Source organism: Alkalibacillus haloalkaliphilus (genome assembly GCF_007991275.1).
Taxonomy (GTDB): Bacteria; Bacillota; Bacilli; order Bacillales; family Alkalibacillaceae; genus Alkalibacillus; species Alkalibacillus haloalkaliphilus.
In genome coordinates, this window is the sequence record NZ_BJYA01000019.1 from 56,703 (window position 1) to 82,113 (window position 25,411).

The 25,411-nt window shown below is 38.5% G+C and carries 26 protein-coding genes, 1 tRNA gene and 2 pseudogenes; 12 read left to right on the top strand and 17 right to left on the bottom strand.

The window, feature by feature from the left end:
* Positions 1-7: 7 nt before the first annotated feature.
* The 5 genes from AHA02nite_RS13040 (at position 8) to AHA02nite_RS13060 (ending at position 5,459) form a co-directional block, all read left to right on the top strand.
* Entirely contained in the window at positions 8-1,207 is a 1,200-nt protein-coding gene (locus AHA02nite_RS13040; protein ID WP_146818035.1) for a quaternary amine ABC transporter ATP-binding protein, read from the top strand.
* Positions 1,207-2,049: an ABC transporter permease gene (locus AHA02nite_RS13045; protein WP_146818037.1), complete on the top strand. Its 843-nt coding sequence runs from the start codon at positions 1,207-1,209 to the stop codon at positions 2,047-2,049. Before AHA02nite_RS13040 ends, AHA02nite_RS13045 begins: the two co-directional genes overlap by 1 nt.
* A gap of 26 nt (positions 2,050-2,075) precedes the next feature.
* Positions 2,076-2,954, top strand: coding sequence for a glycine betaine ABC transporter substrate-binding protein (locus AHA02nite_RS13050; protein WP_146818039.1), 879 nt, complete (start codon positions 2,076-2,078; stop codon positions 2,952-2,954).
* A gap of 78 nt (positions 2,955-3,032) precedes the next feature.
* Positions 3,033-4,712, top strand: coding sequence for a CocE/NonD family hydrolase (locus AHA02nite_RS13055; RefSeq protein WP_246118865.1), 1,680 nt, complete (start codon positions 3,033-3,035; stop codon positions 4,710-4,712).
* Between the two features lie 102 nt (positions 4,713-4,814).
* Positions 4,815-5,459 carry a hypothetical protein gene (locus tag AHA02nite_RS13060; RefSeq protein WP_146818043.1) on the top strand — a complete coding sequence of 215 codons (645 nt, stop codon included), beginning with the start codon at positions 4,815-4,817 and terminating at the stop codon, positions 5,457-5,459.
* 39 nt (positions 5,460-5,498) lie between these two features.
* Here the strand turns inward: AHA02nite_RS13060 and AHA02nite_RS13065 are convergent, their stop codons facing one another.
* The 8 genes from AHA02nite_RS13065 to AHA02nite_RS15395 form a co-directional block, all read right to left on the bottom strand.
* Positions 5,499-6,206: a CAP domain-containing protein gene (locus tag AHA02nite_RS13065; RefSeq protein WP_146818045.1), complete on the bottom strand. Its 708-nt coding sequence runs from the start codon at positions 6,204-6,206 to the stop codon at positions 5,499-5,501.
* 111 nt (positions 6,207-6,317) lie between these two features.
* Positions 6,318-6,761 carry an S-Ena type endospore appendage gene (locus AHA02nite_RS13070; RefSeq protein WP_146818047.1) on the bottom strand — a complete coding sequence of 148 codons (444 nt, stop codon included), beginning with the start codon at positions 6,759-6,761 and terminating at the stop codon, positions 6,318-6,320.
* Positions 6,762-6,764: 3 nt separating this feature from the next.
* Positions 6,765-8,018, bottom strand: coding sequence for a hypothetical protein (locus AHA02nite_RS13075; protein ID WP_146818049.1), 1,254 nt, complete (start codon positions 8,016-8,018; stop codon positions 6,765-6,767).
* 192 nt (positions 8,019-8,210) lie between these two features.
* A complete protein-coding gene (locus tag AHA02nite_RS13080) occupies positions 8,211-9,554 on the bottom strand; it encodes an MFS transporter (protein ID WP_246118866.1) in 1,344 nt (447 codons plus the stop codon).
* 418 nt (positions 9,555-9,972) lie between these two features.
* Positions 9,973-13,251: an ABC transporter permease gene (locus AHA02nite_RS13085; RefSeq protein WP_146818051.1), complete on the bottom strand. Its 3,279-nt coding sequence runs from the start codon at positions 13,249-13,251 to the stop codon at positions 9,973-9,975.
* Complete coding sequence (locus AHA02nite_RS13090) at positions 13,248-13,940, bottom strand: ABC transporter ATP-binding protein (RefSeq protein ID WP_146818053.1); 693 nt, start codon at positions 13,938-13,940, stop codon at positions 13,248-13,250. The genes AHA02nite_RS13085 and AHA02nite_RS13090 overlap by 4 nt, the downstream gene beginning before the upstream one ends.
* Before the next feature lie 311 nt (positions 13,941-14,251).
* Positions 14,252-14,324 (bottom strand) — tRNA-Ala (locus tag AHA02nite_RS13095).
* Positions 14,325-14,382: 58 nt separating this feature from the next.
* Positions 14,383-14,517 (bottom strand): hypothetical protein, encoded by a 135-nt coding sequence (locus AHA02nite_RS15395; RefSeq protein ID WP_281284104.1) that lies wholly within the window; start codon positions 14,515-14,517, stop codon positions 14,383-14,385.
* 131 nt (positions 14,518-14,648) lie between these two features.
* On the opposite strand from AHA02nite_RS15395, the gene AHA02nite_RS13100 reads away from it, so the two are divergent.
* Positions 14,649-14,993: a YckD family protein gene (locus AHA02nite_RS13100; protein ID WP_170236109.1), complete on the top strand. Its 345-nt coding sequence runs from the start codon at positions 14,649-14,651 to the stop codon at positions 14,991-14,993.
* Between the two features lie 106 nt (positions 14,994-15,099).
* A complete protein-coding gene (locus AHA02nite_RS13105; protein WP_146818056.1) occupies positions 15,100-15,909 on the top strand; it encodes a LysM peptidoglycan-binding domain-containing protein in 810 nt (269 codons plus the stop codon).
* 46 nt (positions 15,910-15,955) lie between these two features.
* On the opposite strand, the gene AHA02nite_RS13110 is transcribed toward AHA02nite_RS13105, so the two are convergent.
* From AHA02nite_RS13110 to AHA02nite_RS13120, 3 genes are all read right to left on the bottom strand, one after another.
* Positions 15,956-16,699, bottom strand: coding sequence for a CAP domain-containing protein (locus tag AHA02nite_RS13110; RefSeq protein WP_146818058.1), 744 nt, complete (start codon positions 16,697-16,699; stop codon positions 15,956-15,958).
* A 151-nt stretch (positions 16,700-16,850) separates the two neighbouring features.
* On the bottom strand, positions 16,851-17,057 hold the full coding sequence (locus tag AHA02nite_RS13115) for a superinfection immunity protein (protein WP_146818060.1): 207 nt from the start codon (positions 17,055-17,057) through the stop codon (positions 16,851-16,853).
* Between the two features lie 34 nt (positions 17,058-17,091).
* Positions 17,092-18,567: an amidase family protein gene (locus AHA02nite_RS13120; RefSeq protein ID WP_146818062.1), complete on the bottom strand. Its 1,476-nt coding sequence runs from the start codon at positions 18,565-18,567 to the stop codon at positions 17,092-17,094.
* Positions 18,568-18,707: 140 nt separating this feature from the next.
* Here AHA02nite_RS13120 and cax point away from each other — a divergent pair, with 140 nt between their 5' ends.
* Together cax and AHA02nite_RS13130 are read left to right on the top strand one after the other, a co-directional pair.
* Positions 18,708-19,760: a calcium/proton exchanger gene (gene cax / locus AHA02nite_RS13125; RefSeq protein WP_146818064.1), complete on the top strand. Its 1,053-nt coding sequence runs from the start codon at positions 18,708-18,710 to the stop codon at positions 19,758-19,760.
* A gap of 33 nt (positions 19,761-19,793) precedes the next feature.
* Entirely contained in the window at positions 19,794-20,192 is a 399-nt protein-coding gene (locus tag AHA02nite_RS13130) for a secondary thiamine-phosphate synthase enzyme YjbQ (RefSeq protein WP_146818066.1), read from the top strand.
* 23 nt (positions 20,193-20,215) lie between these two features.
* Here AHA02nite_RS13130 and AHA02nite_RS13135 read toward each other — a convergent pair whose 3' ends face one another.
* On the bottom strand, positions 20,216-20,680 hold the full coding sequence (locus AHA02nite_RS13135; protein ID WP_146818068.1) for an SRPBCC family protein: 465 nt from the start codon (positions 20,678-20,680) through the stop codon (positions 20,216-20,218).
* A gap of 124 nt (positions 20,681-20,804) precedes the next feature.
* Between AHA02nite_RS13135 and AHA02nite_RS13140 the strand changes: the two genes are divergently transcribed.
* Together AHA02nite_RS13140 and AHA02nite_RS13145 are read left to right on the top strand one after the other, a co-directional pair.
* A complete protein-coding gene (locus AHA02nite_RS13140) occupies positions 20,805-21,305 on the top strand; it encodes a GNAT family N-acetyltransferase (RefSeq protein WP_146818070.1) in 501 nt (166 codons plus the stop codon).
* 106 nt (positions 21,306-21,411) lie between these two features.
* The gene (locus AHA02nite_RS13145; protein ID WP_146818072.1) at positions 21,412-21,948 is read left to right on the top strand and encodes a histidine phosphatase family protein; all 537 of its coding nucleotides are present in this window, start codon (positions 21,412-21,414) and stop codon (positions 21,946-21,948) included.
* A 33-nt stretch (positions 21,949-21,981) separates the two neighbouring features.
* Here AHA02nite_RS13145 and AHA02nite_RS15210 read toward each other — a convergent pair.
* From AHA02nite_RS15210 to AHA02nite_RS13155, 3 genes and pseudogenes are all read right to left on the bottom strand, one after another.
* Positions 21,982-22,380 (bottom strand): annotated as a pseudogene (locus tag AHA02nite_RS15210) (HIT family protein); the annotation flags it as partial.
* Positions 22,381-22,401: 21 nt separating this feature from the next.
* A pseudogene (locus AHA02nite_RS15215) lies at positions 22,402-22,827 on the bottom strand (NUDIX domain-containing protein); the annotation flags it as partial.
* Positions 22,820-23,761: an aminoglycoside phosphotransferase family protein gene (locus AHA02nite_RS13155; RefSeq protein ID WP_146818076.1), complete on the bottom strand. Its 942-nt coding sequence runs from the start codon at positions 23,759-23,761 to the stop codon at positions 22,820-22,822. The pseudogene AHA02nite_RS15215 and the gene AHA02nite_RS13155, both read right to left, overlap by 8 nt.
* 95 nt (positions 23,762-23,856) lie before the next feature.
* Between AHA02nite_RS13155 and AHA02nite_RS13160 the strand changes: the two genes are divergently transcribed.
* A complete protein-coding gene (locus AHA02nite_RS13160; RefSeq protein WP_146818078.1) occupies positions 23,857-24,429 on the top strand; it encodes a GNAT family N-acetyltransferase in 573 nt (190 codons plus the stop codon).
* 17 nt (positions 24,430-24,446) lie between these two features.
* Here AHA02nite_RS13160 and AHA02nite_RS13165 read toward each other — a convergent pair whose 3' ends face one another.
* Together AHA02nite_RS13165 and AHA02nite_RS13170 are read right to left on the bottom strand one after the other, a co-directional pair.
* Positions 24,447-24,881: a GNAT family N-acetyltransferase gene (locus tag AHA02nite_RS13165; RefSeq protein WP_146818080.1), complete on the bottom strand. Its 435-nt coding sequence runs from the start codon at positions 24,879-24,881 to the stop codon at positions 24,447-24,449.
* Positions 24,878-25,408 (bottom strand): nucleoside/nucleotide kinase family protein, encoded by a 531-nt coding sequence (locus tag AHA02nite_RS13170; protein ID WP_246118868.1) that lies wholly within the window; start codon positions 25,406-25,408, stop codon positions 24,878-24,880. The genes AHA02nite_RS13165 and AHA02nite_RS13170 overlap by 4 nt, the downstream gene beginning before the upstream one ends.
* Positions 25,409-25,411 lie beyond the last annotated feature (3 nt).

The window sequence follows — 25,411 nt, forward strand, 5'->3', positions numbered from 1 at the left end:
AATCTTTATGAGTAAAATAAAAGTTTCAGAGTTAACTAAAATATTCGGCCCTAATCCTAAACAAAGTTTAGAACGGTTAAATAAAGGGGCATCGAAGGATCAAATATTAGCAGATACCGGTAACACGGTAGGCGTTAACCAGGCTTCCTTTGACGTAAAACCAGGAGAGTTTTTCGTCATTATGGGTTTATCAGGCAGTGGTAAATCAACCTTGATCCGCCTCGTCAATCGACTCATTGAGCCGACATCCGGCCATGTATACATTGATGATGAGGATATAACGAGTATGAATAAAAATGAGCTCATTGAAGCTCGCCGTAAAAAATTAGGAATGGTTTTTCAAAACTTTGGTCTTTTCCCACATCGAAATGTAGTAGGCAACGTTGCTTACGGACTTGAAATCCAAGGCGTTGAGAAACAAGAGCGTGAACAAAAAGCTCAAAAAGCAATCGAAGACGTTGGCTTAAAAGGATATGAATCTAGCTCCCCAAACGAATTAAGTGGCGGAATGCAGCAGCGTGTTGGCCTTGCCCGAGCACTTGCGAACGATACAGATATTTTATTAATGGATGAAGCGTTTAGCGCTCTTGACCCACTAATTCGTAAAGACATGCAAGATGAACTATTAAAATTACAGAAAAAATTAGGCAAAACAGTTTTATTCATTACACACGATTTGGACGAAGCATTGAAGCTCGGTGATCGTATTGCGATTATGAAAGACGGTCAAATTGTACAAATCGGTTCTTCTGAAGAAATTTTAGAAAACCCTGCTAACGAATATGTTAGTAATTTCGTTAAAGACGTTGACCGTTCAAAAGTATTAGATGCTGAACAAGTTATGCGTCGTCCGGAAGTTTTAACAACTTATAAAGGTGGTCCGAGAACAGCCATTAAGAAAATGGAAGATGTCGGTGCATCAAGCATTTTCGTCGTTGATCGCGATGACCAATTCCAAGGGCTATTAACGATTGACGATGCAATTCGTGCCTATAAAGAAGAAATTCCTATGGAAGAAGTATTAAATCAAGACGTTCACACAACGACACCGACAACACCGTTAAGCGATCTTATTGGTGTTGCGGCAGACACGAAGTATCCAATTGTCGTCTTAGATGAAGAACAAAAACTATTAGGCATTATTTCTCGTGTATCCATTCTATCAGGACTTGTTCTTGGTAAAGAGAAAGACGAGGTGACTAACTAATGAATTATTTTGAACTACCATTAGAACAATGGACTAATACCTTTGTAGACGATTGGTTTTTACCAACGTTCGGAAATGCATTCGACTCAATTGGAGCAGTGCTAAACGCCTTTGTCGATCTCGTCACTGATGTCTTACTATTTGTACCGCCAGAGCTATTTACACTATTACTAGTCATACTCTCTTGGCGCGTAGGTGGAAAAGGGCTAGCTATTTTCACCTTTTTAGGTATGTTGTTTATTGGCTCTGTTGACATATGGGAAGAGTCTATGCACACGTTATCAATTGTTATTGTATCAACATTCGTCTCATTACTTGTTGGTATTCCAGTTGGTATATTAAGTGCTATGAATAATCGGGTGCAAAGTGTCGTACGACCGACTTTAGACTTTATGCAGACTCTACCAAGCTTTGTTTACTTAATACCAGCCGTATTGCTATTCGGCCTAGGTGGGGTTTCTGCAGTAATTGCAACGTTTATTTTCGCAGCGCCACCAGCTGTAAGAATGACGAACTTAGGTATTCGACATGTACCTAAAGAAGTCATCGAAGCATCAAGAGCTTTTGGTTCTACTTCGAAACAATTACTTTTTAAAGTTCAATTACCACTAGCAGTACCAAGTATTATGGCTGGTGTAAACCAAACCATCATGCTATCACTATCGATGGCCGTAATCGCATCGATGATCGGTGCACCAGGTTTAGGTGCTACAGTATTACAGGCGATTTCTCGAGTGAATATTGGACTCGGTTTAGTCGGTGGTTTAGGAATTGTTGTATTAGCGATTATTTTAGACCGTATCACACAAGGAATTGGACAAGGTCAAAATAATAAATCTTAATCAATCTATTTAAAGGAGAGTTATTCATGAAGAAATTATTTATTACACTAACTGCTCTTGCACTTGTTGCGTTAGCAGCATGCGGGAATGGTGAAGATCAAGACAGTAACGGAGATTCAGCAGAAGTTGAAGAAAAAGGCACACTAACATTTGGTGTAACACCTTGGACAAGTACAGTTCCTCCAACAAAAGTAGCAAAACTAGTACTTGAAGATATGGGTTATGAGATTGAAGAGACACAAGCAGACGTAAGCTCAACTTTCATGGGCTTATCACGTGGAGACATTGATATTTTCATGGATTCTTGGATGCCAGTTCACGAGATCTACTTTGATGAGTATGAAGACTCTGTTGAAAATGTTGCCACAAGCTATGACAATGCAGATGCAGGTTTAGTTGTTCCAACGTACGTAGATGATATTGAAACTGTTGAAGATTTAAAAGGTAACGAAGAAATGTTCGGAAACGAAATTTACGGGATTGAAGACGGAGCTAGTGCAACAGAAATGATCGATGATTTCATCGAAGCTTATGACCTAGATTTTGAACAAGTTAATTCATCTGAAGGTGGAATGATTGCACAAGCGCAGCGCATGATGAATAATGAAGAGCCAGTCATTTTCTACGGTTGGAGACCACACACTATGTTTAATGAATTTGATCTTAAAATTGTTGAAGAGCCAGCAGGAGATTTCTTTGAGCAGTCTTCTGTTCACGTTGTAACTAATGGTGAACTAGCTAATGATCATCCAGAAGTATATGAGTTTCTATCAAATTGGAGCATTCCAATTGATGATGTAGAGGCTATGATTGTTGAGATTGAAGATGGTGCAGATGAAGAAGAAGTTGCACAAGAATGGATCGAAAACAATCAAGACCACATTGATGAAATGCTAGAAAATTAATCCCCCATTAATATAAAAAGGTCTGCCTACTAAAGGCAGGCCTTTTCTATAAATAATTTTAGGAAAGGTGTGTTATGTATGTCTCAAGTCATCATTGAAAAGGATATTCCTTGCAAGTTAAGAGATGGTGTAACACTATATGCCAATATATATCGTCCCAATCAACCTGGACAATTTCCAACTTTACTTAGTCGTCTGCCTTATAATAAAAACTTACCAAACTTCTCACATCGCTACATCGATCCGCTTCGATTAGTAGAACAAGGATACGTAGTCATCATACAAGATGTTCGTGGCCGGTTTGCTTCTGAAGGAGAATTCCAACCGTTTAATCAAGAATTTAATGACGGTTATGATAGCGTCGAGTGGGCAGCATCGTTAGATTTTAGTAATAGTCACGTTGGTTTATTTGGTTTGTCTTATTACGGGTTTACCCAAATGTTCGCCGCGATGAGTCAACCACCGTCACTAAAGGCAATTTTCCCTGCTTTTACAGGACATAATATTGCTGAAGAATTCTCAGAACGTCAAGGCGCTGTGGAACTAGCTAAACTACAGACATGGATGTTAGATTCCATTGCTCCTGACTACTTAAGAAGAAAACAAACCGCAGAGCAATTTAAAGACACAGAAAAACTATTGATCGAAGACTTAGACCATATTCTTGATTGGCATGCTTATACCCCATATGCAGAATTGCCTCCAATCATGAAACATGAACCTATACAACAACTTTACACTAACTATATTAACAATGAGCTATTTAGTGATGCGCTAAAACACACTGACATCAATGCAGTTCAAACACCAGGTTACCACATGGCAGGTTGGTACGACTGCTTCTTAAACGCAACAATTAATAACTATACTAAAACCGTTCAAAATAACTCCAATCAAAAGTTGATCATTGGGCCTTGGGGACACGGTGTGTTTTCACCATACTTTGGTGACAGATATTTTGGTTTGCACGGGTCAGGAGAATGCATTGAAGGTAAAGACGATATCACTTCCTTACACATCAAATGGTTTGATTATTGGTTAAAAGGAAAAAGTTCTAATGTAATTGAAGAGGCTCCTATTAAACTATTTGTCATGGGAAGTAATAAGTGGCGGTCTGAGTACGAATGGCCATTAGCAAGAACGAATTACACACCATTATATTTACAAAAAGACAACAGACTCTCTTTTAATCAGCCTTCTGAAAATAAAAGTTACAACCAATTTGAGTATGACCCTAACCAACCTGTACCAACTAAAGGAGGGCCATCACTTTTCATTCATGGAATCAACACCGGCCCATTAGCCCAAAATGAAATTGAAACTAGAGATGATGTTCTCATCTATACAACAGAACCACTAGAGCAGCCAGTCGAGGTAACAGGTCCCGTAAAAGCCTATGTTTATGCCAGCTCTGACGCCGTTAATACAGATTTCACTGTTAAACTAACTGACGTACAACCAGACGGAACTTCAATTAACGTAACTGAAGGTATTGTTAGAGCGAAACATCAACACCCGAATTTTAAACCTGATGACGTTACCTTATTTGAGATCGATCTTTGGGCAACTAGTATTGAGTTTTTACAAGGACACCGAATTCGAATTCAAATCTCATCTAGTAATTTTCCGATGTATGATGTAAACCCTAATACAGGCAATAGTCTAAAAAACACTACAGAGACAACCGTTGCAAATCAAACGATCTATCATAATAAAGACTACCCTTCTCACGTCCTGTTACCTATTATTGATTCATAACGAAAAAAGCACTCGGATCTTCCGAGTGCTTTTAATTTCCCACTCTCAATTTGGATAATTATGTTAAAATGGACACACATACTAAATCTAGGGGGAATTAATATGTCTCAAAACGAAGAACCAAAAAAGTTCAATAAAATCGAGGCAGAACAATTAAATATTGTCGACAAAAACGGAAAAGTGAAGCTCTCTTTATTCAACCAAGACCATATCCCACCAGCTATTATGGATGGCGTCGATATTTTACCAGGTCATCGACAAAATGATCCAATCTCTGGGTTAATGTTTTACAACTCAGACGGTGATGAATGTGGTGGTTTAATTTATGGAAATGAAATTAAAGAAGATGGTAGTTACGAAGCTGGTGCCTCATTGACTTTCGACCAATATAAACAAGATCAAGTGGTCCAAATGAGTTATAATGACCGTAATGGTGAACGAAGTTACGGCTTTTCTGTATATGACCGACCAGAACAAGGCCTAAAAGAGACAATCGAAAAACAAGAGGAAATTAAAAAATCCAACCTTTCTGATGATGAAAAAGATGAAGCTACTAAACAACTTTTTGAAGGTAATGTACCCCGTGCACAAATGGGTAAAAGCACAAAAGGCGATGTTTCAGTTAAATTAATGGACAGCAAAGGGAACCAGCGCATTAGAATGGTCGTTGACGAGCATGACGTTCCTAAAATTGAATTCCTCGATGAAAAGGGGAATGTAACCTATCGACTCCCACCTAAGGAATAATTGAACCAAAAAAAGAGATACATATACTCGTATCTCTTTTTACTTACCTATAAACATTTGTGTCCAATACGTTTGATGCCCATCTTGAACATACCCAACACCAAGATGAGTAAACGAATCGCTTAATATATTAGCTCTGTGGCCATCACTGTTCATCCAACCGTCCATCACTTGTTCTGGTGAGCGTTGGCCCATTGCGATATTTTCACCTGCTGCCATATAATGCAGACCGTATTCATCCATCATTTCAAAAGGAGAGCCATAAGTGGGTGATTGGTGGTCAAAGTAGTTGTTAACTGCCATATCACGCGATTTCTCACGCGCAACAACACTCGCCTCTTCGGAAAAATCGACAGGTTCAAGGCCTTCTTTTTCACGCTCTTCATTAACTAATGCGTGCACTTCCTTTTCAAACTCTTGCGGTGTAAAGTCTTCTGTATCAACTTGACTTTCCGGTTGATAGCCATCTAATTGACTTGGGTTAAATACAGGAGATGCTTCCTGATCACCTTGGCTAATTTGCGAAAGTGTAACTGCAATGTGATCAAACGTTTCAACAACTGAACCAATCATCTCTTGAAAATCAGCTTCTGACATTCTAACTTTAAAATCATCGACGACATCTTCTAATGTTATACCCTCACCTACTTGTTCTTCATCAGTAGACTCTTGGCTGAAAAATTCGCCTACAGGGAACAAATATAGTGCACCGAAAATAATCGCCACGAGTAAAATCGCTCTAATCATATAGCTCGTTCCTTCCTTGATGAACTTCTACTACTCTTATTATAGTACGGATACTACCATAATGAACAAAAAATCGACTTCGTAAACAGTTAGCAATATTTAGGACCTTTCTTAGTCAAAAGAATCCCATACCCTTAAATAGTTCACATCAATACAATACTTCCCATAACACGAACCACTCAGGCTCTCATCCTGACAAACAATTTCAACTCGTTCAACACTAGCGAATGTTTTACTAACAGCATTACCCGTCTGATTCGTTACAGATGGACCTACGGGAGCTGAGATTTCAAAAGTGTGCTCTTGCTCATCTGAATCCGTTACGATCACTATTAAACTGTTCGCACAACCACTAATATAATTGACTGTGATTGTCCCACCCACTTGCTCGACTGAATTATTACTAGACGGCGTCCCACTTTCATTACCATTTTCCCAAAGCAACCTTCTCGTCTCTGCTTCAGTACAAGGATAGGACCAATTACCACAAAAAGATGACTCAATAATAAACGGTTCTAAATTAAAGTTACCCCTCTTACTACATGAACTACTCATCGTCTACCACTCCTCTGATGCTCTAAATACGCCTTGAACAGTAGTACTACCAGAGAACGTCCCTACGGCAAGTGTTATAATTGATGTAGATGGTAGAACGATGTCTAGTAAATTACCCTCAGTTAAATTAGTCTGGTTCCCTTGCCCACCAACCGCTAACCCTTGAAATACGACTTGACCAGGAGTCGAAAACGATGTCGCTGTATTATTTACTCTAAGTGCTGTTTCTGTTGCCGGAATATTTGTATTAGCTGTTGGAAAATCGGAGAATGCGGTATTGAGCGTTCCACCTAATACAATTTGGTAGAATATATCTGCACCCGTTACTAAATCTAATCCTTCCAACGTAACATTGATGGAATTCGGCCTGCCTGATCCTGCAGGAAATTCAGCTTTCCGTTGAAAACTTAGTAAAGGCGTCAATGTTGTAGTTGCTGTTACAGTGCGTCTGGCTGAAGTCACTCGAAAAGAAGGAACATTTTCCCCTAATATACTATATTGCCGACCAGCCACTCGAATTAAGAAAGATGTTGTCTCTCCATTATTTTGCACCTCAGCTTTAACAGGTAAGTTAGGGTCTTCTAAACTTGTAAAACTAATCGGCTTATACCGGTGGACTGTGACAACTTCTTGGGCTAATGTTTGTTGGTTTTGCATGACGACACTCCATTCGATCACACCGAAGCCGTACCACGTAAAATCAATTTGAAATATATTGCCATCATTAAGATCCAACGTTAGGCCACTTGGTCCAGTCCCATTAAGTGGATCGATATTCCAATCATTTTGTTGAATTCTTGTCTCTACACCGTCCCTTCTTACGCCAACAAATACCCCTTCATTACCACTTACTCCAAAAAACAAACCGTTCTCTATTCCAAATAATCCCCACCGACCGATTTGAGAACCTGTAGGTAATTGCGGGACTCTGACAGCAATTCCTGCCTCAGCAGCATAACCAGGTTGGTACCTTCCACGTTGGGCAGTCTCTAATGAAGCTGCACCCGCTGAACCAGTACCAGTCGCCACTTCATATACTACTGTATTATTTGTCACAGTTCCTGTACCAGTTGTTGAAATTACGTCTCTCAATGCAGAAATCCCATAAGTTGATGAAATTTCAAAAATAGGTGTACGTTCTGACACTTTTAATTCATCAAACTGTGAGTTTACTGCAGGACCAACACCTGCAATGGTAATATCACCATTCCCATTCCCCATACCTTGAGGGTTCGGACAACAATTTCCTGAACTCATTCTATTTCCACCCTTTTCATTGACTCTCATAACTTAAAACTATTCTTCTTACTATATTATTCAATGCAACTTAGCTAAAGTTGTAACGGTCAATATAATTAATCAATTAAAAATTTATCAATTAAAAACGACCCTTGATGTAAGGATCGTTTCAAATTTCTAATCGTATTCAATTTATGTGACACTTACAAACTACTTCTTTAACTCCTCTATGACTTTAGGGTACTCACGATCTAGGCGATAAAATAACATTAATACTATTTGAACAATCGCTAATAAAAGTGGAATATATATATTTAAAGCCAGAATCATATTTAGAGCAATCTGTGGTTGAGTATCTGCAGTTCCAATGTAGCCACTCATGCCAAGTAACCAACCAATCAACGCCATTCCAATACCTGTTCCAACTTTCATCCCAAAACTTGTTCCACTATTAATAATGCCAGGAGAGCGAATGCCTGTTTTATATTGACCATACTCAATTGTTTCATTAGTTAAAGCAAAGACAAAAGCAATTGTTGGCATATAGCCAATTCCTACAATCGCTGTTCCGATTAAAAAGATCGTTAAGTTTTCTGGTTCAATCATTCTTACTAACTGTCCAATTATTAAAATTGACGAACCAACAATAATGATGTTTTTCTTACCATACTTTTTAACTAGTGGACCAAGGAATAATAAACCTAAAACCATCGGCAAAATCAACGCTGCTCCAATTAATGAGAACACTGTACTATCTCCAATAATCCATCTAGCGTAATAAATACCTGCCCCTTGGATTAAGGCCATAATGGCATAAGAAACAACACAAAATAAAGTAACAATAATCCAATATTTATTTTTCAAAAGTGCTTTAAAACCTTCTTTTGCTGCAACTCCATCTTCACCACTTAACGTTGACAACTCTGTCCGTTCCTTAACATTCTTAAAAGTTATAAGTAAGGCTATGACGACAATTACACCATAAATTGAAGCAACAGCGGTCCACCCAACGATTTGTGCTAAAGGCTCAGATATAACCATCGTTAACAACGTACCAGAAAGGATTAAGATTTGGGCATAAATGTTCGTCAACGAACGACTATGTTGATCTTGTGTCATAACGCCCATTAAGGTTTTATGAGGGATGGTAACAGATGTATAAACTAATATAAATAAAATATAAGTCACATAAGCGTAAACAAGTTTACCTGTATCCCCTAAATCAGGTACAGAAAACAATAGAACGGTAGCCACACCTAACGGCACACCCATCCATAGAAGCCATGGTCTGGCACTTCCATGCTTCGACCTTGTCTTATCAACAAAGGAGCCCATTCCTAAATCCGTTACACCATCCATTAATCTAGCTACTAACATTAACGTCCCAACTGCACCCGCAGCTAAACCGGCTACATCTGTATAATAATACGTTAAAAAAGAACCAATTAATGTCCAAATCGTAAACGTACCAAAACTTCCAACACCCCAAGCCCACATTTCTTTTTTTGGTGGTTGTTTTAAAGCTTGGTCATTTTTCACTCCCTCTTCACTCACTACTTTCACCTCATCTCTTTTGTCTAAAAATTCTAACTATTAAATATATACTATCATAGTTATTAAGTCATGAGTGAGTGGGTTTAAATTTTGTATCAAATTGACATTCTTTAACCATGATTTTTTTATCTAATAATTTATCTTTTAACAAAAATAACCTCCCAGGAACTTGAACTGAAGTCCGAAGAGGTTATTTTAGTCAAACGTTACTTTTTTTAATAGAACTTTGTTATAAGTTACAATCAATATATTATATTTTCTCAAGCAACTTTCAAACATTATTTTTCTTTAAGAAAACACTTACCTTTCCTTTCATCTTTCTAAAAGGACAGTATCGGTTCTTAATAAGATTCAAATAACTATTCCTAACCAAAGCAAGGCATGGGGACAAAGGTGGTTATTACTTTCTCCTCTATCATTAATTAAATTCTACAAAAATCCCTCTTCCATAATCACTATAATTCAAAAATAATAACCCGTTTTCGTCTGTATTGGCAGGAACTTCGAATGTTAATGTCCCTACCATTTTTCCATCACGTATGCCTTTCAACCACTCTTCCTCTTCCCAACCGGTTACTTCTGTTATATTAACTTCTGTCGGTCGATATCTCTCTTCAGAATTCATTAGATAGAAATCCCTCTTTGGCCTAAGTTTAACCATGTTATTATCTAGAATCTCAAATTCAAAATCAATGATCACTTTTTTCATATCAGTTCCTTCGATAGTATCTTCGTGTGTTCTCTCTACGGAATAGGAGAGTACACCATATCCTACTTCCCGACTGTTTTGCCCCTCTTCCAAAACTAAATGATAGTCTTCTTGTTGTGAGCTCACAGTCTCACTTTTCGTCTCTGTTACCTCATCACTCTCGTTACTCTCATTCTCCTCTTCCCTTTCGCTTACTTCTCCCACCGTAGGGGAATATTCTGATTCGTGATCCGTTTGATCGTTACTGGTGGTTTCTATATTTGGAGCGACTTGAACCATCGCAAATAAGAATGTGCCAAGTAAAGCAATAGCCGTTGCCCCAAGACCCCATTTCATCCGTTTTTCTATGACTTTTCGATTCGAGACACTTCCTTGTATGCCCTGATTCGGAAGAATACGAACTGCCCGCTCCGCCGGTATAATGGTTCCGATCAACCCAACTACTACTGGTATCAAGCCGGTTAATGTGATGAACCCAAGCTCTCCAACAGGAAATTCACCATAGATCCAATAGATCGTGAGGACCACACCGACCATACTTACAATCGATGCAAAAAACCCGCTATACATGCCTTCTGCTAATATTAATCCTCGGATGCGACTACTCCTCCAGCCAATCGCTTGTAAAAGCGAGATTTCTTCACTCCGTTCCGAGACATTTTGCCAAATAATTTCAGCGGTGGTTAAAATCGCGATAATCAAAGAAATGACAATCGCCACATAATGGGTCGGACCGACTTCCAGCGCGACATATTCTCCCAATAAGGAGGTATACATGACTCCCCTCAATTGAAAGGTAATGTATAGGAACAGTCCTAATAATGCAGTCGGTAATGCAATCGAAATAATGGACAGTAAACTACGCTTCCATTTCCCAACAAAGTGGCTCCATGCCATGGTAAGAAGGCCTCTGGTTCGAAACATTCGTTTACTTGTTTTACTGATCTCCCCACTTTGGATGGCTTCATACGGGCGAATGCGTTTGGTCATCCAAATCGGCACGGCAGCTCCTAACAGATAAATCAGGAACCCGAATAACCCGGTCATCACAAACCGATCGATCGAGATGCTAGAGGCGCTATTCATGTATACAAATCCGAGCATCATCCAGGACGTGAGTGCGACAAACAGACCGACAATGATGGATTCGAACAATAATAACTTACTTATTTGCGAGGGCCGCCAGCCAATCGATAGTAGAACTGCAAACTCCTTTCGCCGGTTTAACAGGGAGACGATCCCTGATGACCATACATATACGACCGCGACAATCATTACACTGGCCAATATGCTTGTGAAACTCATCTTCGTTTCGCGGAATATCGAAATGGATGAACCAATATTGACCCAGGGCTGTTGGAGCCAGCCAAGTGCTTCTTGATCATTCACTTCGGGCACATATGTGAGCGCCAGTTGAGGAGAGGATCCTAATGTAATGTCAGTGATTAACCCGGTTTGATTTTCAATCTCAGATGCGACTTGTTCTAAGATTTCTTGGCTCTCTTCACCCATATCCGTCACACCTGTGACTTTCACTCGAATAGCTGATATCGGTTCGTCATGACCAATCAGCTCTTCAGCCGCTTCAATCGTGGTTAACATACCTGGTGGATCCGTTAAAAAGCTATAGGGATCCCCGTTTGGCTTCAATTGTTGTGGGGGATTCACAGGTTGGCCGTCACCATCCATCACCAATTCTGCCGAGGCAGGTCGATATGTTTCCATTGGTAATTCACTCGTTGGATCCTGTGAAATAGTTAACTGGCTGGAGTCATAGAATCCGATCCAATCAGGCTTAATTCTAGGGAGTTCTGTATACGTTTCTGCTACTAAACCGGGTTCCCGGAATGATTCCTGATTCGCGTATGCTCCCATGACATCCTCACTGTTTTGAACTGGTTTAAGCTGATAGCTATAAGGCCAACGGTTCGCATAAGGGCTTCGGATTTCCTCGTAATTCAACTGGCTGGATTGAAACACAATCCCTGTGACCCCTTCTTGTTGGGCTTGTGTTTGTGCTTCATCAGCCTCATCTTCAGATGGTTCTTCGTGTTCAATCACATTACCCGTTTCCCAATCGACCCCTGTCATCTCACTTATGAAAGCATGAAACGCTTCCTCACCGGTATAGGTGGATCGATGATGCTCAGAACCATCTACTGTGTGTAAATAGTCCTGTCCGCCACTGTTTTTCACCTCTTCCATCAATTCATCAGCGTTCTGATCGTTGATGGGTAAATCCAGTCGTTCGTATGTGATATCAACTGTTTTATCGACAAACGCATGGTTATTCACGATAATAGGAAATTCGTGATACCCTTTATTTTCATTAAAATAGTAACCATCTGTGTCTTTAAAAAACCGACTTGACCCCCGATCTAAGATGGCTTCATCAAGACCAATCAATTTCGCTTCCTGTTCTGGATCGATTCCTGCTAGTAATGATAAATTATGTACGCTCAGGTCGAAATTAGGTGCGCCTACGCCATACTCAGAGCCCTTGTCTAAAATGTCCCACACATTATAAGGGAAGTAGTATCTGCTAATTTCTTCTTCAATTCCTATTCCATTATTGACTGAAACCGTTTGAGTTTTTCGATAAATGCCTTCTTCCTCTAATTCGACAGACCCGAAATCTGTTTCATAGTCAGCATACCCAATCACGGCGATTGGTGCTGCCACCTCAATGCCAGATATTTCTTTGATCGCTTCATATTGATCCACGCTGATTCCGCCATTTAGCCCGCTCAAATAGTTGGGTTCCAACAATTCTTTTTCTTCCGTTACACTACGGGAACCTTCTGGCCGAACAACAATATCATAAGAGGCACTCCACTGATTTTGTAAGGAATCAACGATGGTTCCTCTATTCGAATCCGAAAGACCAATTAAGTAAGTTAACCCAGCACTGATGATGAACGCACCAATTAATAACAAAATCAGTCGTTCTTTCTTCCGCCACCAATTCTGCCAAATAAATCGCATCATAAGGAAACACCCACTTGATCCGATTGAACGGATCCATCTTTCATTGTAATGATTCGGTTGGCTTTAGATGCTAGAGCTGCATCATGCGTGACAAAAATCACCCCACACCCTTCCTCCTGATTCAACTGCTTCAATAACTCAAAGATGAGTTCCCCAGTTTCAGAGTCGAGGTTCCCAGTTGGTTCGTCCGCCAGTAGCCAGCTCGGTTTGTGCACAATCGCACGAGCAATCGCTACTCGTTGTTGTTGACCACCAGATAATTGTGAGGGCAGCGAATTCACCTTATCCTCTAATCCCACTTGTGCTAACACTTCTTTTGCCCGCTGTTGCTTGTTATAGGGTACTTTTCTTGAGAACAACGGAGTTAACACATTTTCAATAGCCGTGAGTGTAGGAAGCAAATGAAACTGCTGAAAGATAAATCCGATTTCTCCAAAGCGGAAATCGGCGATTTTATTTTTGCGTTTCTTTAAAATCTCTTCACCATCATAGGTAATTTTGCCGTTTGTCGGTTGATCCAACGTCCCCAACAAACTCAGCAAGGTCGACTTACCTGATCCAGAGGGTCCAATAATAGATGTGAATTCGCCGATATCAAACGATAAATTGTTTTCATTTAGTGCCGAAGTTTGTACTCCATCTCCCCTGTACACCTTTTCTACATTTAAAAAGTTTATCTTGCGTATCATGTAATCCTCCTTGTCAAGCTCATTCCACTATAAATAATTCCAGGTGAACTACCAGCTCCCCAAACCTACATTTCTCTTTTGGACAGTTGTGCTAAAGCATGTCTAGTTTTTCTACCACCTTTTTTATTCATCTGTTCCACCTCATTTTTTCAAAAAATTCCAACTATTACATATATATTAACATAGTTAGTTTGGCATGAGTTAAAAGAAACTAATAAATTAACAGCGTAAAGGATCAATGGAATTAGACAAAAAAAGCTGGACCTTATTCTCATCATAAGGTCCAGCTTTTTGCTTGAATTAATCAATAATGGAGCATGTCGGGCTCGAACCGACGACCTTCGCGCTGCCAGCACGACGCTCTCCCAGCTGAGCTAATGCCCCTTTCAAAATAATTACGAAAACATTATATCATAATTATTTTTTAAATCTAAAGAAGATTTTAATCACCCTTCTCTTCTTGTTCATGCTGCATACTCCAATACTGAACATGTGGTAATCGATAGTAAATCCAATATTCTTTAACCATCGTAACACTTACGAATGATAATAAAGTCCAATCGACATCTTTAAGCATATGAACCCTCCCATACACTTCTCATACCCTTCTTAAAAAATATGTAACAAAAGGCTTGTCATATAACGAGTATTAATTTCAAAAAGTAGCACACGTTAATATATGACAAAAATTTCAATGAGGTGATGATTATGACAAAGAGGGTTAGCCTTCTAATTGGTTCAGCACTTGTTGTACTTCTAATGACAGTTGGACTGCTGACGACACAAGCAGGAGCAGAAGAATCTGAAGTTAACGAGGATGTTGAACTAACTGAGGAACAACGAGCAGAAATGGAAGCTCTACACCACAATGCTTTTGACCAGCACAAAGTTATTATTGAGAAGTATGTAGAGTATGGTGTTTTCACTGATGAGAAAGGCGAGAAAATGAAGTCTTACTTAGATGAACGATTTGAAAAACTAAAGGAAAATGACTTCATTCCAAAAATGGACCACAAACATCATAAGAAAAAGAAAGACGACAATGACTCATAGCTTTCACACCACCAAGGATTTCATGCTTTGGTGGTATTTTGTTAGATCGCCAATCATACTTGCATTTAGCAAAACATAAAATGGTCATGAGATAAGGAGTGATCTTATGACCATTAGGCGAGGGACACATATTATACATACTGTACGACCTGGTGATTCAGTATTTTATTTAGCGCAACGATACGATAGTGAGATTGATGCTATAGTCGAAGCTAATGGGCTATACCCACCATTCAATGAATTGTATATGCTAGAACCTGGTCAAGTACTTGTTATTCCAAAGACCATAGCTACTGAAATTGAAAACTATTATGTAGTTCAGTATGGAGACACCATTGGACAATTAGCAAATCGTTTCAATGTTGAACCCGAACTATTAAGTGGTATAAACCGAACGATACACAACCCTGATTATTTAGATGCTAATCAGCAGATTCTGCTACCGTCTTTCATCTATGAAGTAGAGCGTGGCGATACGTTAGCTAATATATCTCAAAGAACTGGTATACCTATTGAAACGATTTTACGAGCTAATTTCAATCGACCGGCCATTTCTGAAGATGTTATTTATGAGGGGATACAAATCATCATTCCGTTGCCAAACTCCGAAAATATTGTCGTGCTACTCCCTCTTCCTGGTACAGAAATTCATGATGGTGCGACTCTAGAAGGGTTTGCACGAACTTTTGAAGGAAATGTGTTGTACCGTCTCGTTGATGCGAATAATACCGTTGTCACCGAGGAATCCTTTACAACTACTAGATATGGGGCACCTTCATATAGTCAGTTTCTAGATCAAATCGAATTTGACAGAGAACCTACTAGTCCTTTAGGTGAATTACAAGTCTACTCTCGTAGTGCTCAAGATGGATCAATACAAGATTTAGTGCAAGTGAGAGTATGGTTTAACTCTTAATATGGAAAAAGGCAGCCAAATGCATGGCTGCCTTTCTATATAGAGCTTATTGTGCTTTAAACATTTGTGTCCAATACGTTGAACCATTTCCTTCAACATACCCAACACCAATGTGTGTGAACTGATCACTCAAGATGTTCTCACGGTGACCATCGCTGTTCATCCACCCTTGCATCACTGCCTCAGGTGAACGTTGACCCATCGCAATGTTTTCACCTGCTGTGCGATAATCAACACCATAATGGTCCATCATATCAAATGGAGAACCATAAGTCGGTGATTGGTGACTGAAATAGTTTTGATCAGCCATGTCTTGTGACTTCGCACGCGCAACATCACTTAGTTCCCCTGATAACTCTAACGGTTGTAAACCTCTTTGTTCTCTCTCTTCATTCACTAGATTTACAACTTGTTGTTCAAATTCATGAACATCATTATTTGACGAATCATCATTTGTGCTTTCTTCTTGATTTGATTCGTTATTTTCTGTTTCTTGTTCTGGTTCATTAGCATCCTCTGTTGGTTCTTGAGGCTCTTCAACCGGTTCTGTCGGTTCATTTACTTCCTCTTGCTCTGTCGGTTGCTGGTTCCAGTTAATGTCCCACTCTAATTGATCAAAGAAGCTATTAATCTCTTGAATATTAAACCCTAGAGATTGTTGGTTACTTTGACTTTTAACTTCATAAGTGATTTCGTAAGGACTTGTACTTTCATCTGCTTGTACAGGTCCAACAACTAACACTGCAGATACAACAATTGCTGCTAATGTCAATAATACTGGTCTTAACATATTTGAATTACCCTCCTATGTTATTGACCCCCAACTCACATTATGGTTCGAACTTTCTTTAACCTCAATTACATTCACATTACTAATTAATTACAAACGGAGCAAAAAGCCAAACCCCTTCTGACACAAAAGGTTTCATCACTTTGTTAATTTAATCCAAGTAGTGCTGCCTCCGTGTTGACCATATTAAAACAAATAGCCAACCTAATAACGTCCATCCTACTATTAAATTTAAAGTCATAATCCACATCTTGTATTGATGCTGATGCTTAATGGCCATCAATGTTGGCGTAAAATACAGTAATAAAACGAATGCAAAAAAAATAGCTATGACTAAGTATAAAGCGAAGATATCCACCGAATACCCCCTTAGCTAGCACACCATTTAGATCCTACGATTCTAACTTAGGCTCTCTTCTCTCTCGTGTTGCTTGTTCATAGCTATATGCGATTTCAATTAATTGCGGCTCTGAAAAGGCCGTTCCTGTAAAAGTAATACCTACAGGTTCCCCTTCATTCGTAAAACCAGCCGGGACAGTAATGGACGGGTAACCTGCTTTAGCAGGAATAGCTGCTCCTAAATTATTAGGCGTGACTATGGCATCAAGGTTATGTTCATTCAGTGTAAAATCAATACCTTCTTCCTTAGTTAAGTACTGATCTTCCAATAACTCATTTAAATAATCTGGTTCGGTTAAAAGCCCAGATGTTTTAGACGCTTCATCAAACCACTTCTGACCATATAGTAACATTTCGTCTTTATGTTTAAGATTGTACTGAATAATATCATCAAATGATTGAACTGGTAAATCATTCGAAACAGTTTTTAAATAATGGTTCAAGCCATTTTTAAATTCATGAATCATTACGCCTAATCCCCAGTTGTGTTTAGTCGTCGGAATTTCAACGCGATCAATTACCTCAGCGCCACTCGCTCTTAACTGATTGATCGCCTTATCCATAAATTGTTGTTTCTCTTCACTTATGGATTCAAAGTAATGATCTCTCGCAATTCCGATGCGCTTTCCTTTCAGACCATTTATATTAAGTGAACGCGTTAAATCAATTTGGCTTAATTGTTTTGCACTTCCAGTAGCTTCATCATCGACATCCTGCCCAATAATTGATTGAAAAATATAAACTGCATCTGAGACAGACTTAGCAATCGGCCCTGCCGTATCTTGAGTATGTGAGATAGGAATAATACCACTTCGACTAACCGTTCCAACTGTTGGCTTAATGCCAACCAATGCATGCTGACTAGAAGGGCTTAAAATTGATCCAGACGTTTCAGTTCCAATCGCACCCGTCACAAAATTAGCAGCCACTGCTGCAGCAGAGCCAGCACTTGAACCACCTGTATCCAATTGTCCTGGGCCATAAGGATTCAACACTTGTCCACCTCTTGAACTATAACCATTTGGCATTCCAACAGTCATAAAGTTCGCCCATTCAGTTAAATTAGCTTTACCTAAAATGATGGCACCTGCTTGACGTAATTGCTTCACAAGAAAAGCATCGTTTTTTGCCACATGATCTTGCAGTGCGAGTGAACCAGCTGTTGTGTGCATTTTGTCTCCTGTATCGATATTATCCTTTACAACGACTGGGATTCCGTGAAGTGGCCCTCTAACACCCTTACTTAATCGTTCTTCATCTAATGATTCTGCAATAAGTAAAGCATCTGGGTTAAGTTCTGCCAATGCGTTAATGTTTTCACCAGATTGGTCATGCTTGGCAACTCTTTCAAAATACATTAGTACAAGCTCGCGTGATGTTAAATCCCCCTTTGAAAGCATCTCTTGTATTTGATCAATTGAGGACTCTTTAATTCTTTGAAATAACTGAGATAATTTTGGATTTGCCACTATTAACACCTCTTTAAATTTTCTGTTTTATTCATTTAATCAATTAATAAACTAAAATGCTATCGATTCATTCTATGTTCTGTATGATTTTCTCAAAAACGCCAAGTCTATAAGAGAGACCATTTGAAAGGTTGAACTCTATGAACAAAGTATTTTTCCTCATCGTGTTAATTGGCGTTCCTTCATCAGCTGCTGGATCTATACTTGGCTGGGATCCGACTTGGATGTTCGGCGTATATAGTATTACTATTTTAGGATTAGCATCTTACATCGGGCGTTCAACCGACAGCTTATCAGTCATTGCTGGACCAAGAATTGGCGGACTTTTAAGCGTGACGTTTGGTAATGCTGTTGAATTAACCATCTCTATATTTGCATTAATGGCTGGTTATTTACATATTGTTTTAGCCTCTTTAACCGGTGCCGTTATTAGTAACTTATTACTTGTTGCAGGTACGTCTTTCTTTATAGGCGGAATTAAGTATAAACGCCAACAATTTAACATTTATGATGCGAGACACAATATTGGCTTACTCATGTTTTCTGTCGTCGTTTCTTTTGTTTTCCCTTTTATCTTCTCCGGAAAGATTAGTGATGATGAAATATTGTGGCTAAGTGGTGGAATTGCGATCATCATGCTCCTCTTATACTTTTCTGCATTATTTTTTAGACTTGTGACTCATAGAGGGGTTTACGCAGAAAAGGAAGATTCAGGGCAAGAACAAGAAACACCTGAATGGGGCAAATGGAAATCGATTATTATATTAGCTGCATCTGCGATTACCGTTGCCCTTGTTAGTGACCAATTAGTTGATACGTTTGAAGATGTGGCGGAGTCCTTCGGTTGGAGTGAAGTATTTATCGGAATCATTATCGTTGCCATCATTGGTAACTTCGCTGAAAATATTGCCGCAATCTATATGGCATTACAAAATAAAATTAATGTGTCAGTAGAAATTGCAGTCGGGTCGACATTACAAATTGCTATGTTCGTTACACCTATTTTAGTATTGTTATCCTTTATGTTCGCTACACCAATGCCACTCGTGTTTCCAACAGAAGCTTTAATCTCGATGTTGCTCTCAGTTTTCTTAGCAACTTTTATTATGAATGACGGTGACACAAACTGGTTTGAAGGTTTGACACTTATGTGTGCTTACATCATCATTGCAATCGGTTTTTACTTTATTTAAGATGGAGAAAAGCTTTCACAAGGGGAGATGTACATGTTAAAAACATTTCATTTAAACACTAGTCATCATGACCAAATGATTGATGTTACGAATGAAGTTGAAGGTTGGATTCGTGAAGAAGGCATTAAAGAAGGCTTAATTGTCGTCTCTTCTCTTCATACAACAGCTGGGTTTACGGTTAATGAAAATGCTGACCCTGACGTTAAAACTGACATGCTAAGGCGTTTCCGTGAGGCCTATCCATGGGATGACCCACAAGATCGACATATGGAAGGCAACACAGCTGCCCATATGAAAACGAGTACTGTTGGCCATTCGCAAACGTTAATTATTGAAAATGGAAGACTCGCCCTCGGTACTTGGCAAGGGTTATATTTCTGTGAGTTTGATGGACCAAGACAAAGAAAATATGTAGCGAAAATCATTCAATAAACTGTTAGGCTCTTGATTTCATCTCAAGAGCCTGTTTGTTCTTTTTCAGCTTCCTCAACAACTCTGTCTAAAAACTCTTGGACAACTTGATCGTTTTTGCTAGAAGGAGCCAATTTCAAAAATAACTTACCAAACCAATTCGTTCCACGATTAGCGCCTTCATAGGTCAATAACGATTCCTGACTCCCTTTTGTAATAATCGTATAAGACCTTTCAATTTTGAATGCTTTACCAATATTAAAGGTCATCGTTAAATGTTTATAGTCCTCTTTGTCTTCATAGGCTAATGTTTCGACGATATATGTCTCAACACGTTCACCTTCTTGGTAAGATTGTTTATGCTTAGATCCTACTTGACCTTGTTCTCCTTCGATCAACTCATGTTCAACGACTTTTGGCATAATACGTTGTAATTGATCAGGCTGAAATAATGCCCACACAGTCTCAATATTAGTAGGAATTCGTCTTTTTTCCTTCCAAGTTAACATGTCACCACACCTTTTTCATTGCTAAGTATATTTTGACACAATGACTATCATATCAACAAACTTTTTAAGGGGGAAAAGGGTTAATAGCTTCTATCACGAATAGTACTTATAAAGGTGGGATATGATGAAAATACGTGAAGCTAAGCTTTCAGATGCAAGTGGAATTGGTAAAGTGCATGTTAATAGTTGGAGGACAACGTATAAAGGGATTGTTCCAGACGAATTCTTAAATAACTTAACTTACGAAAAAAGAGAAAAACTTTGGATTAATAATATTTCAGCCCAAGATCAATATATTATCGTTGCGGAAAACGAGACTGGTCAAATTGTAGGTTTCGCTAGTGGGGGTAAAAGGGAAACTAATGTACATAAGAATGCTGGTGATTTAACATCCATTTACATTCTTGAAGAATTTCAAGGACAAGGTGTTGGTACACAGCTAATGAAAGATATGTTCGCCTACTTTAAAGAAGTTGGTTATAATACGATTTTCGTAGAAGTTTTAAAGAGTAATGAAACGAAATTTTTCTACGAAGCTTTCGGAGCAGTCCATCATGAAGCGAAGACGATTACTATTCAAGAGAAGGAATTAGACTTACTAATCTATAAATGGACGGAAATTTAATAACTTTTTAATAGAAAACGGGCGAAACAATTGGTCAATAATTAATAGATTTAATAAGTTAATACTAGAAGTAGCAAAACACGTACTAGGACCCGAGGTGATTTTCATGACTAAAAACATATACATCGTTAGACATTGCAAAGCTGAAGGTCAAGAACCGCAGGCACAATTAACAACATTAGGTGAAATGCAAGCGCGTGAACTTGTCGAGTTCTTTAAGGACTATCAAATCGATCGAATCGTTTCTAGCCCATATATTCGAGCAGTAGGAACGATTGAACCTTACGCCCAGAAGTATAACATGCCAATTGAAATCGACAGGCGAATTGCTGAACGTCTAATGAGTAAACAACTTTTATCTTCATGGATGGATCAGTTGGAAAGTCAATTTCCACTAGCTGATTTAAATCCAATCGATCGGATTTCATCAGAAGATAAAAGGACTCGAGCCGTTCAAGCTATTCAAGATATCGAAAGCCGTGACGAAGAAAACACCGTTATCATCTCCCATGGTGGTGTCATTCCGTTAATATTAGATCACTATTATTCCGGCTCTCGTTTCCACAGGTTAACAAATCCCGACGTCCATTTGTTAACACTTGATGGAAAACGAACAAAAGTGAACAGAATTTGGGTACCGTAACTTACCTGAAGGAGAGGGGTGACCCTCTCCTTTTTATGCGCGTTTATTCTCCTTACTTTTAAACAAATAACGAATCCCTTTACCTGACAGTGGTTCACTTTCATAACGAGGCAAAACATGCAAATGAGCGTGAAAAATATGCTGTCCCCCAACTTCTCCACAATTCCAACCTACATTGTAACCTTGTGGATGGTGGTGCTGATCTATGTGCTCTTTAACCTTATGTAACAAGTCATATGTTGCTTCCCATTCTTCACGTGTTAAATCAAACGCTGTTTCCCTATGTTTTCTAGGAACAATCAGACCTGATCCCTCTAATTGCACTCCTTTTTCCTTTGATTGATTTAACTGTAAAAACATACAATGATCATTAGCGAAAACAACTTGTTGTTCTGGTTCTAAGTCAGGGTAACAAAGAACACAATCATGAAGTTTTTCATTAAAGAATGACTTAAAATATTGTTTAGTATCTTTATGGGTTAATCGTTCATAAACCTCTTCATATGGTAAAAAGTTTACTTCTGCAATTTCACGGTCTTTTGGTACTAAATCTGAGTCATCACCAAAATATTCAACAAGAAATATGGTTGTCTCTTGCTTTTTCCACCCTGTTTGCTCTTGAAAACTTTTTCCAAACGAAAAGCAAATTTTATCATCAAATTGTTTAATAACCCTATACTGAGTTGAACCAGTCTCTTCTTCCAACTCCCTCAATATAGCGTGTTCTAAACTAAGGTCATTTTGCTCGACACCACCTTTTGGGAAATCCCATTCACCTTCCATTAAGCTACCCTTTTCAAGAGCACTGACTTTAACTTTATGCACTAATAAAAACTCATTTCCTTTATAAACAATTGCACCTTCTGCTTTTCTAATCATTTAAGTAAACCTCCTCTAACTTAGCACCAGCACTTGACTCACAAAGAGACTTGAAGATGGAGATACCGTTTAAAAAGCGCTCATCATAGTTTTCTCCATCAACACTCCAAGAAGTTGCCAACACGGCATGACTATATCCCCATAAAAGTAATCGTTCATAGCTAATATCTAATTTTGACATAAAAATTTCAGTTCTTTTTCGGATAACATCATATGCTCCTTGCTCAGGAAGCTTGTTCAACATATATTGAATCAAATCATATTCTCTCTCCCCGATTAATCCTTTTGGGTCAATAGCAATCCAGTTGCCCTCCCCACTTTCTAAAACATTATAGTGATGGAAGTCGCCATGTAACAAATACTGCTTTTTCGTTGTTTTGTTTAGATAAGTGAAGATCGTTAAAGCCAAACTCAATTCATCTCTTGAAATAGGTCCCAAACCATTAGGATTCTTTTCTACAATTCTTTTAAAATTTTGCTCTCTTGATATCACAGTAGGTATGAATCGTGTTTGTTTTGGTCGTTCTTTATGTAATTTGTTAATAACATCTGCAGCAATTTCACAAGCTTCTTCATCTTCTAATACATCTGCCAAATAAGTCCCAGGATTTATTTTTTCTAAGAGGAATAAGCCATAATCTTCATCCCAGTCAACTAATTGAACCATTCCCTTTCCTTCAAACAATTGAAGTGCTTCCAACTCATTCATAAACCCTTCGCCAGGTATACAAATCTTTACTACGAGTTCTTCTCCCATTCTAGTTACCGCAGGGGCAACATAGTTTATGGATAATGAATATGGTTTTTTAACCGTAATTGACCACTTCTGCTCACAATAGTAAATTAAATCAGGCAACTTACTTAGCCATGCTTCACCTTCATCAGGGAAATAATGATTTACACTCTTTACGAAAAGTTCTTGTAACTTTTCCATAAGTAACCACCTTTTTTGATTTTTATTAGGAATTTACTGTAAATTCCTAAAAGTTTATGTATAATAATTAGAAATACCTTTCGGGAGATGAGTTCATGAAGATTGAAGATGTTTATAGTGACTTCCCCACACTAGAAACCGACCGTTTAAAAATTAGAAAGCTAACAATGGATGATGTTGAAGACATCAATAAGTACACTTCTAAAGATGAAGTATCTCAGTATGTTAGTTGGAACACGCACCAATCCCTCGATGATACGAAAGATTTCGTTCAGTTTGCTTTGGACCAATATCAAAAACACGACGTTGCACCTTTTGGAATTGAACTTAAAGAAACTGGGAAAATCATCGGAACAGTCGACTATATTTGGTGGAAGCCAGCACATCAAAAAGCTGAAATTGGTTACGTTCTTTCGGATCAGTATTGGAGTAACGGGATTATGACTGAAGCAGTTCAAGAGCTGATCAAGTTTGGGTTTGAGAACATGGACCTCGTGCGTATTGAAGCTAGGTGTTTTGCCGAAAACAAAGGGTCCGAACGCGTCATGCAAAAGGTTGGTATGACTTATGAAGGAACATTAAGGAAAAGTATGTTCGTTAAAGGTCATTATAAAGACTTAAAAATGTATGCCATTTTAAAAGAAGACTATGAATCTATGACAAAATAAGTTTACGGTAAAGTAAGTTATAAATCTCTTTTAAACACGTAACTCACTTTATCGTAATCCATCTTCTCTTCATAAAAACGGTGCGCATCTGTTCGATTTAATCCAGAAGACAGAGCGACACTTTTAAACCCATGTTCCTCAGCCCAATTTTGAACATAGTCTAGCAACTTCTCTCCATACCCTTTTGAGCGTTCATTAGTATCAGTTACTAAGTCGCATACCCAAACAAATCGCCCATAGTAAAGGGTGATCATCGGTTTGAATCCTATAACAGCTACCATTTGGTCACCGTCATATAATGCAGCCATGTTGTATTGATCATTTTGTTGTGCATCCTCTACTAAATCCAAATATGTAAGCTCATCTAAGTGGGTTCTTAACTGTTTCATTATCGGAAAAGCTTCTAATATGTCCTCTTTTGACTTAAGCTCTCTAAAGGTTAATTGATTCAAACTGTACTCACCTTGCTTTCTAATTTCTCCAAAATGACATTAACTACTTCTTCTAAAGGATTTGTTCCATCGATAATCATATCTGAGTTTCCCTTAACATACTCCATTGCCAAAAATGCTTCTCGACCATATTTTAAATAAAACTTTAGATCCCCCATAACCTTCGAAACTGCTTGACCTTCAAAATCCCTAATCATCCGCCGTGCCAGCGCCACATCAAGTGGTGTGTCTATATAAATAGCAAAGTCAATATAGTTTTTCATTTGTTCATTTAAATAGGCGAAAGGATAATCTAATATGAGATATTTAACTTGTCCTTTTTCTATAATCGCCTGGATACTTTGGGCTAAGGGAGTTAAATTCCATACATTATAATTAGCACCGTCGTGGACCCAATTAACTAGATTGCTAGGAGCGCCTTCAAAATCATAATCATCAAAATATAACGCTTCTGATTCCGGCAAATTCTCTAGCAATTGGTTCGTAATCGTCGTTTTACCACCACCTGATACAGCGGCGATGGAAATAAA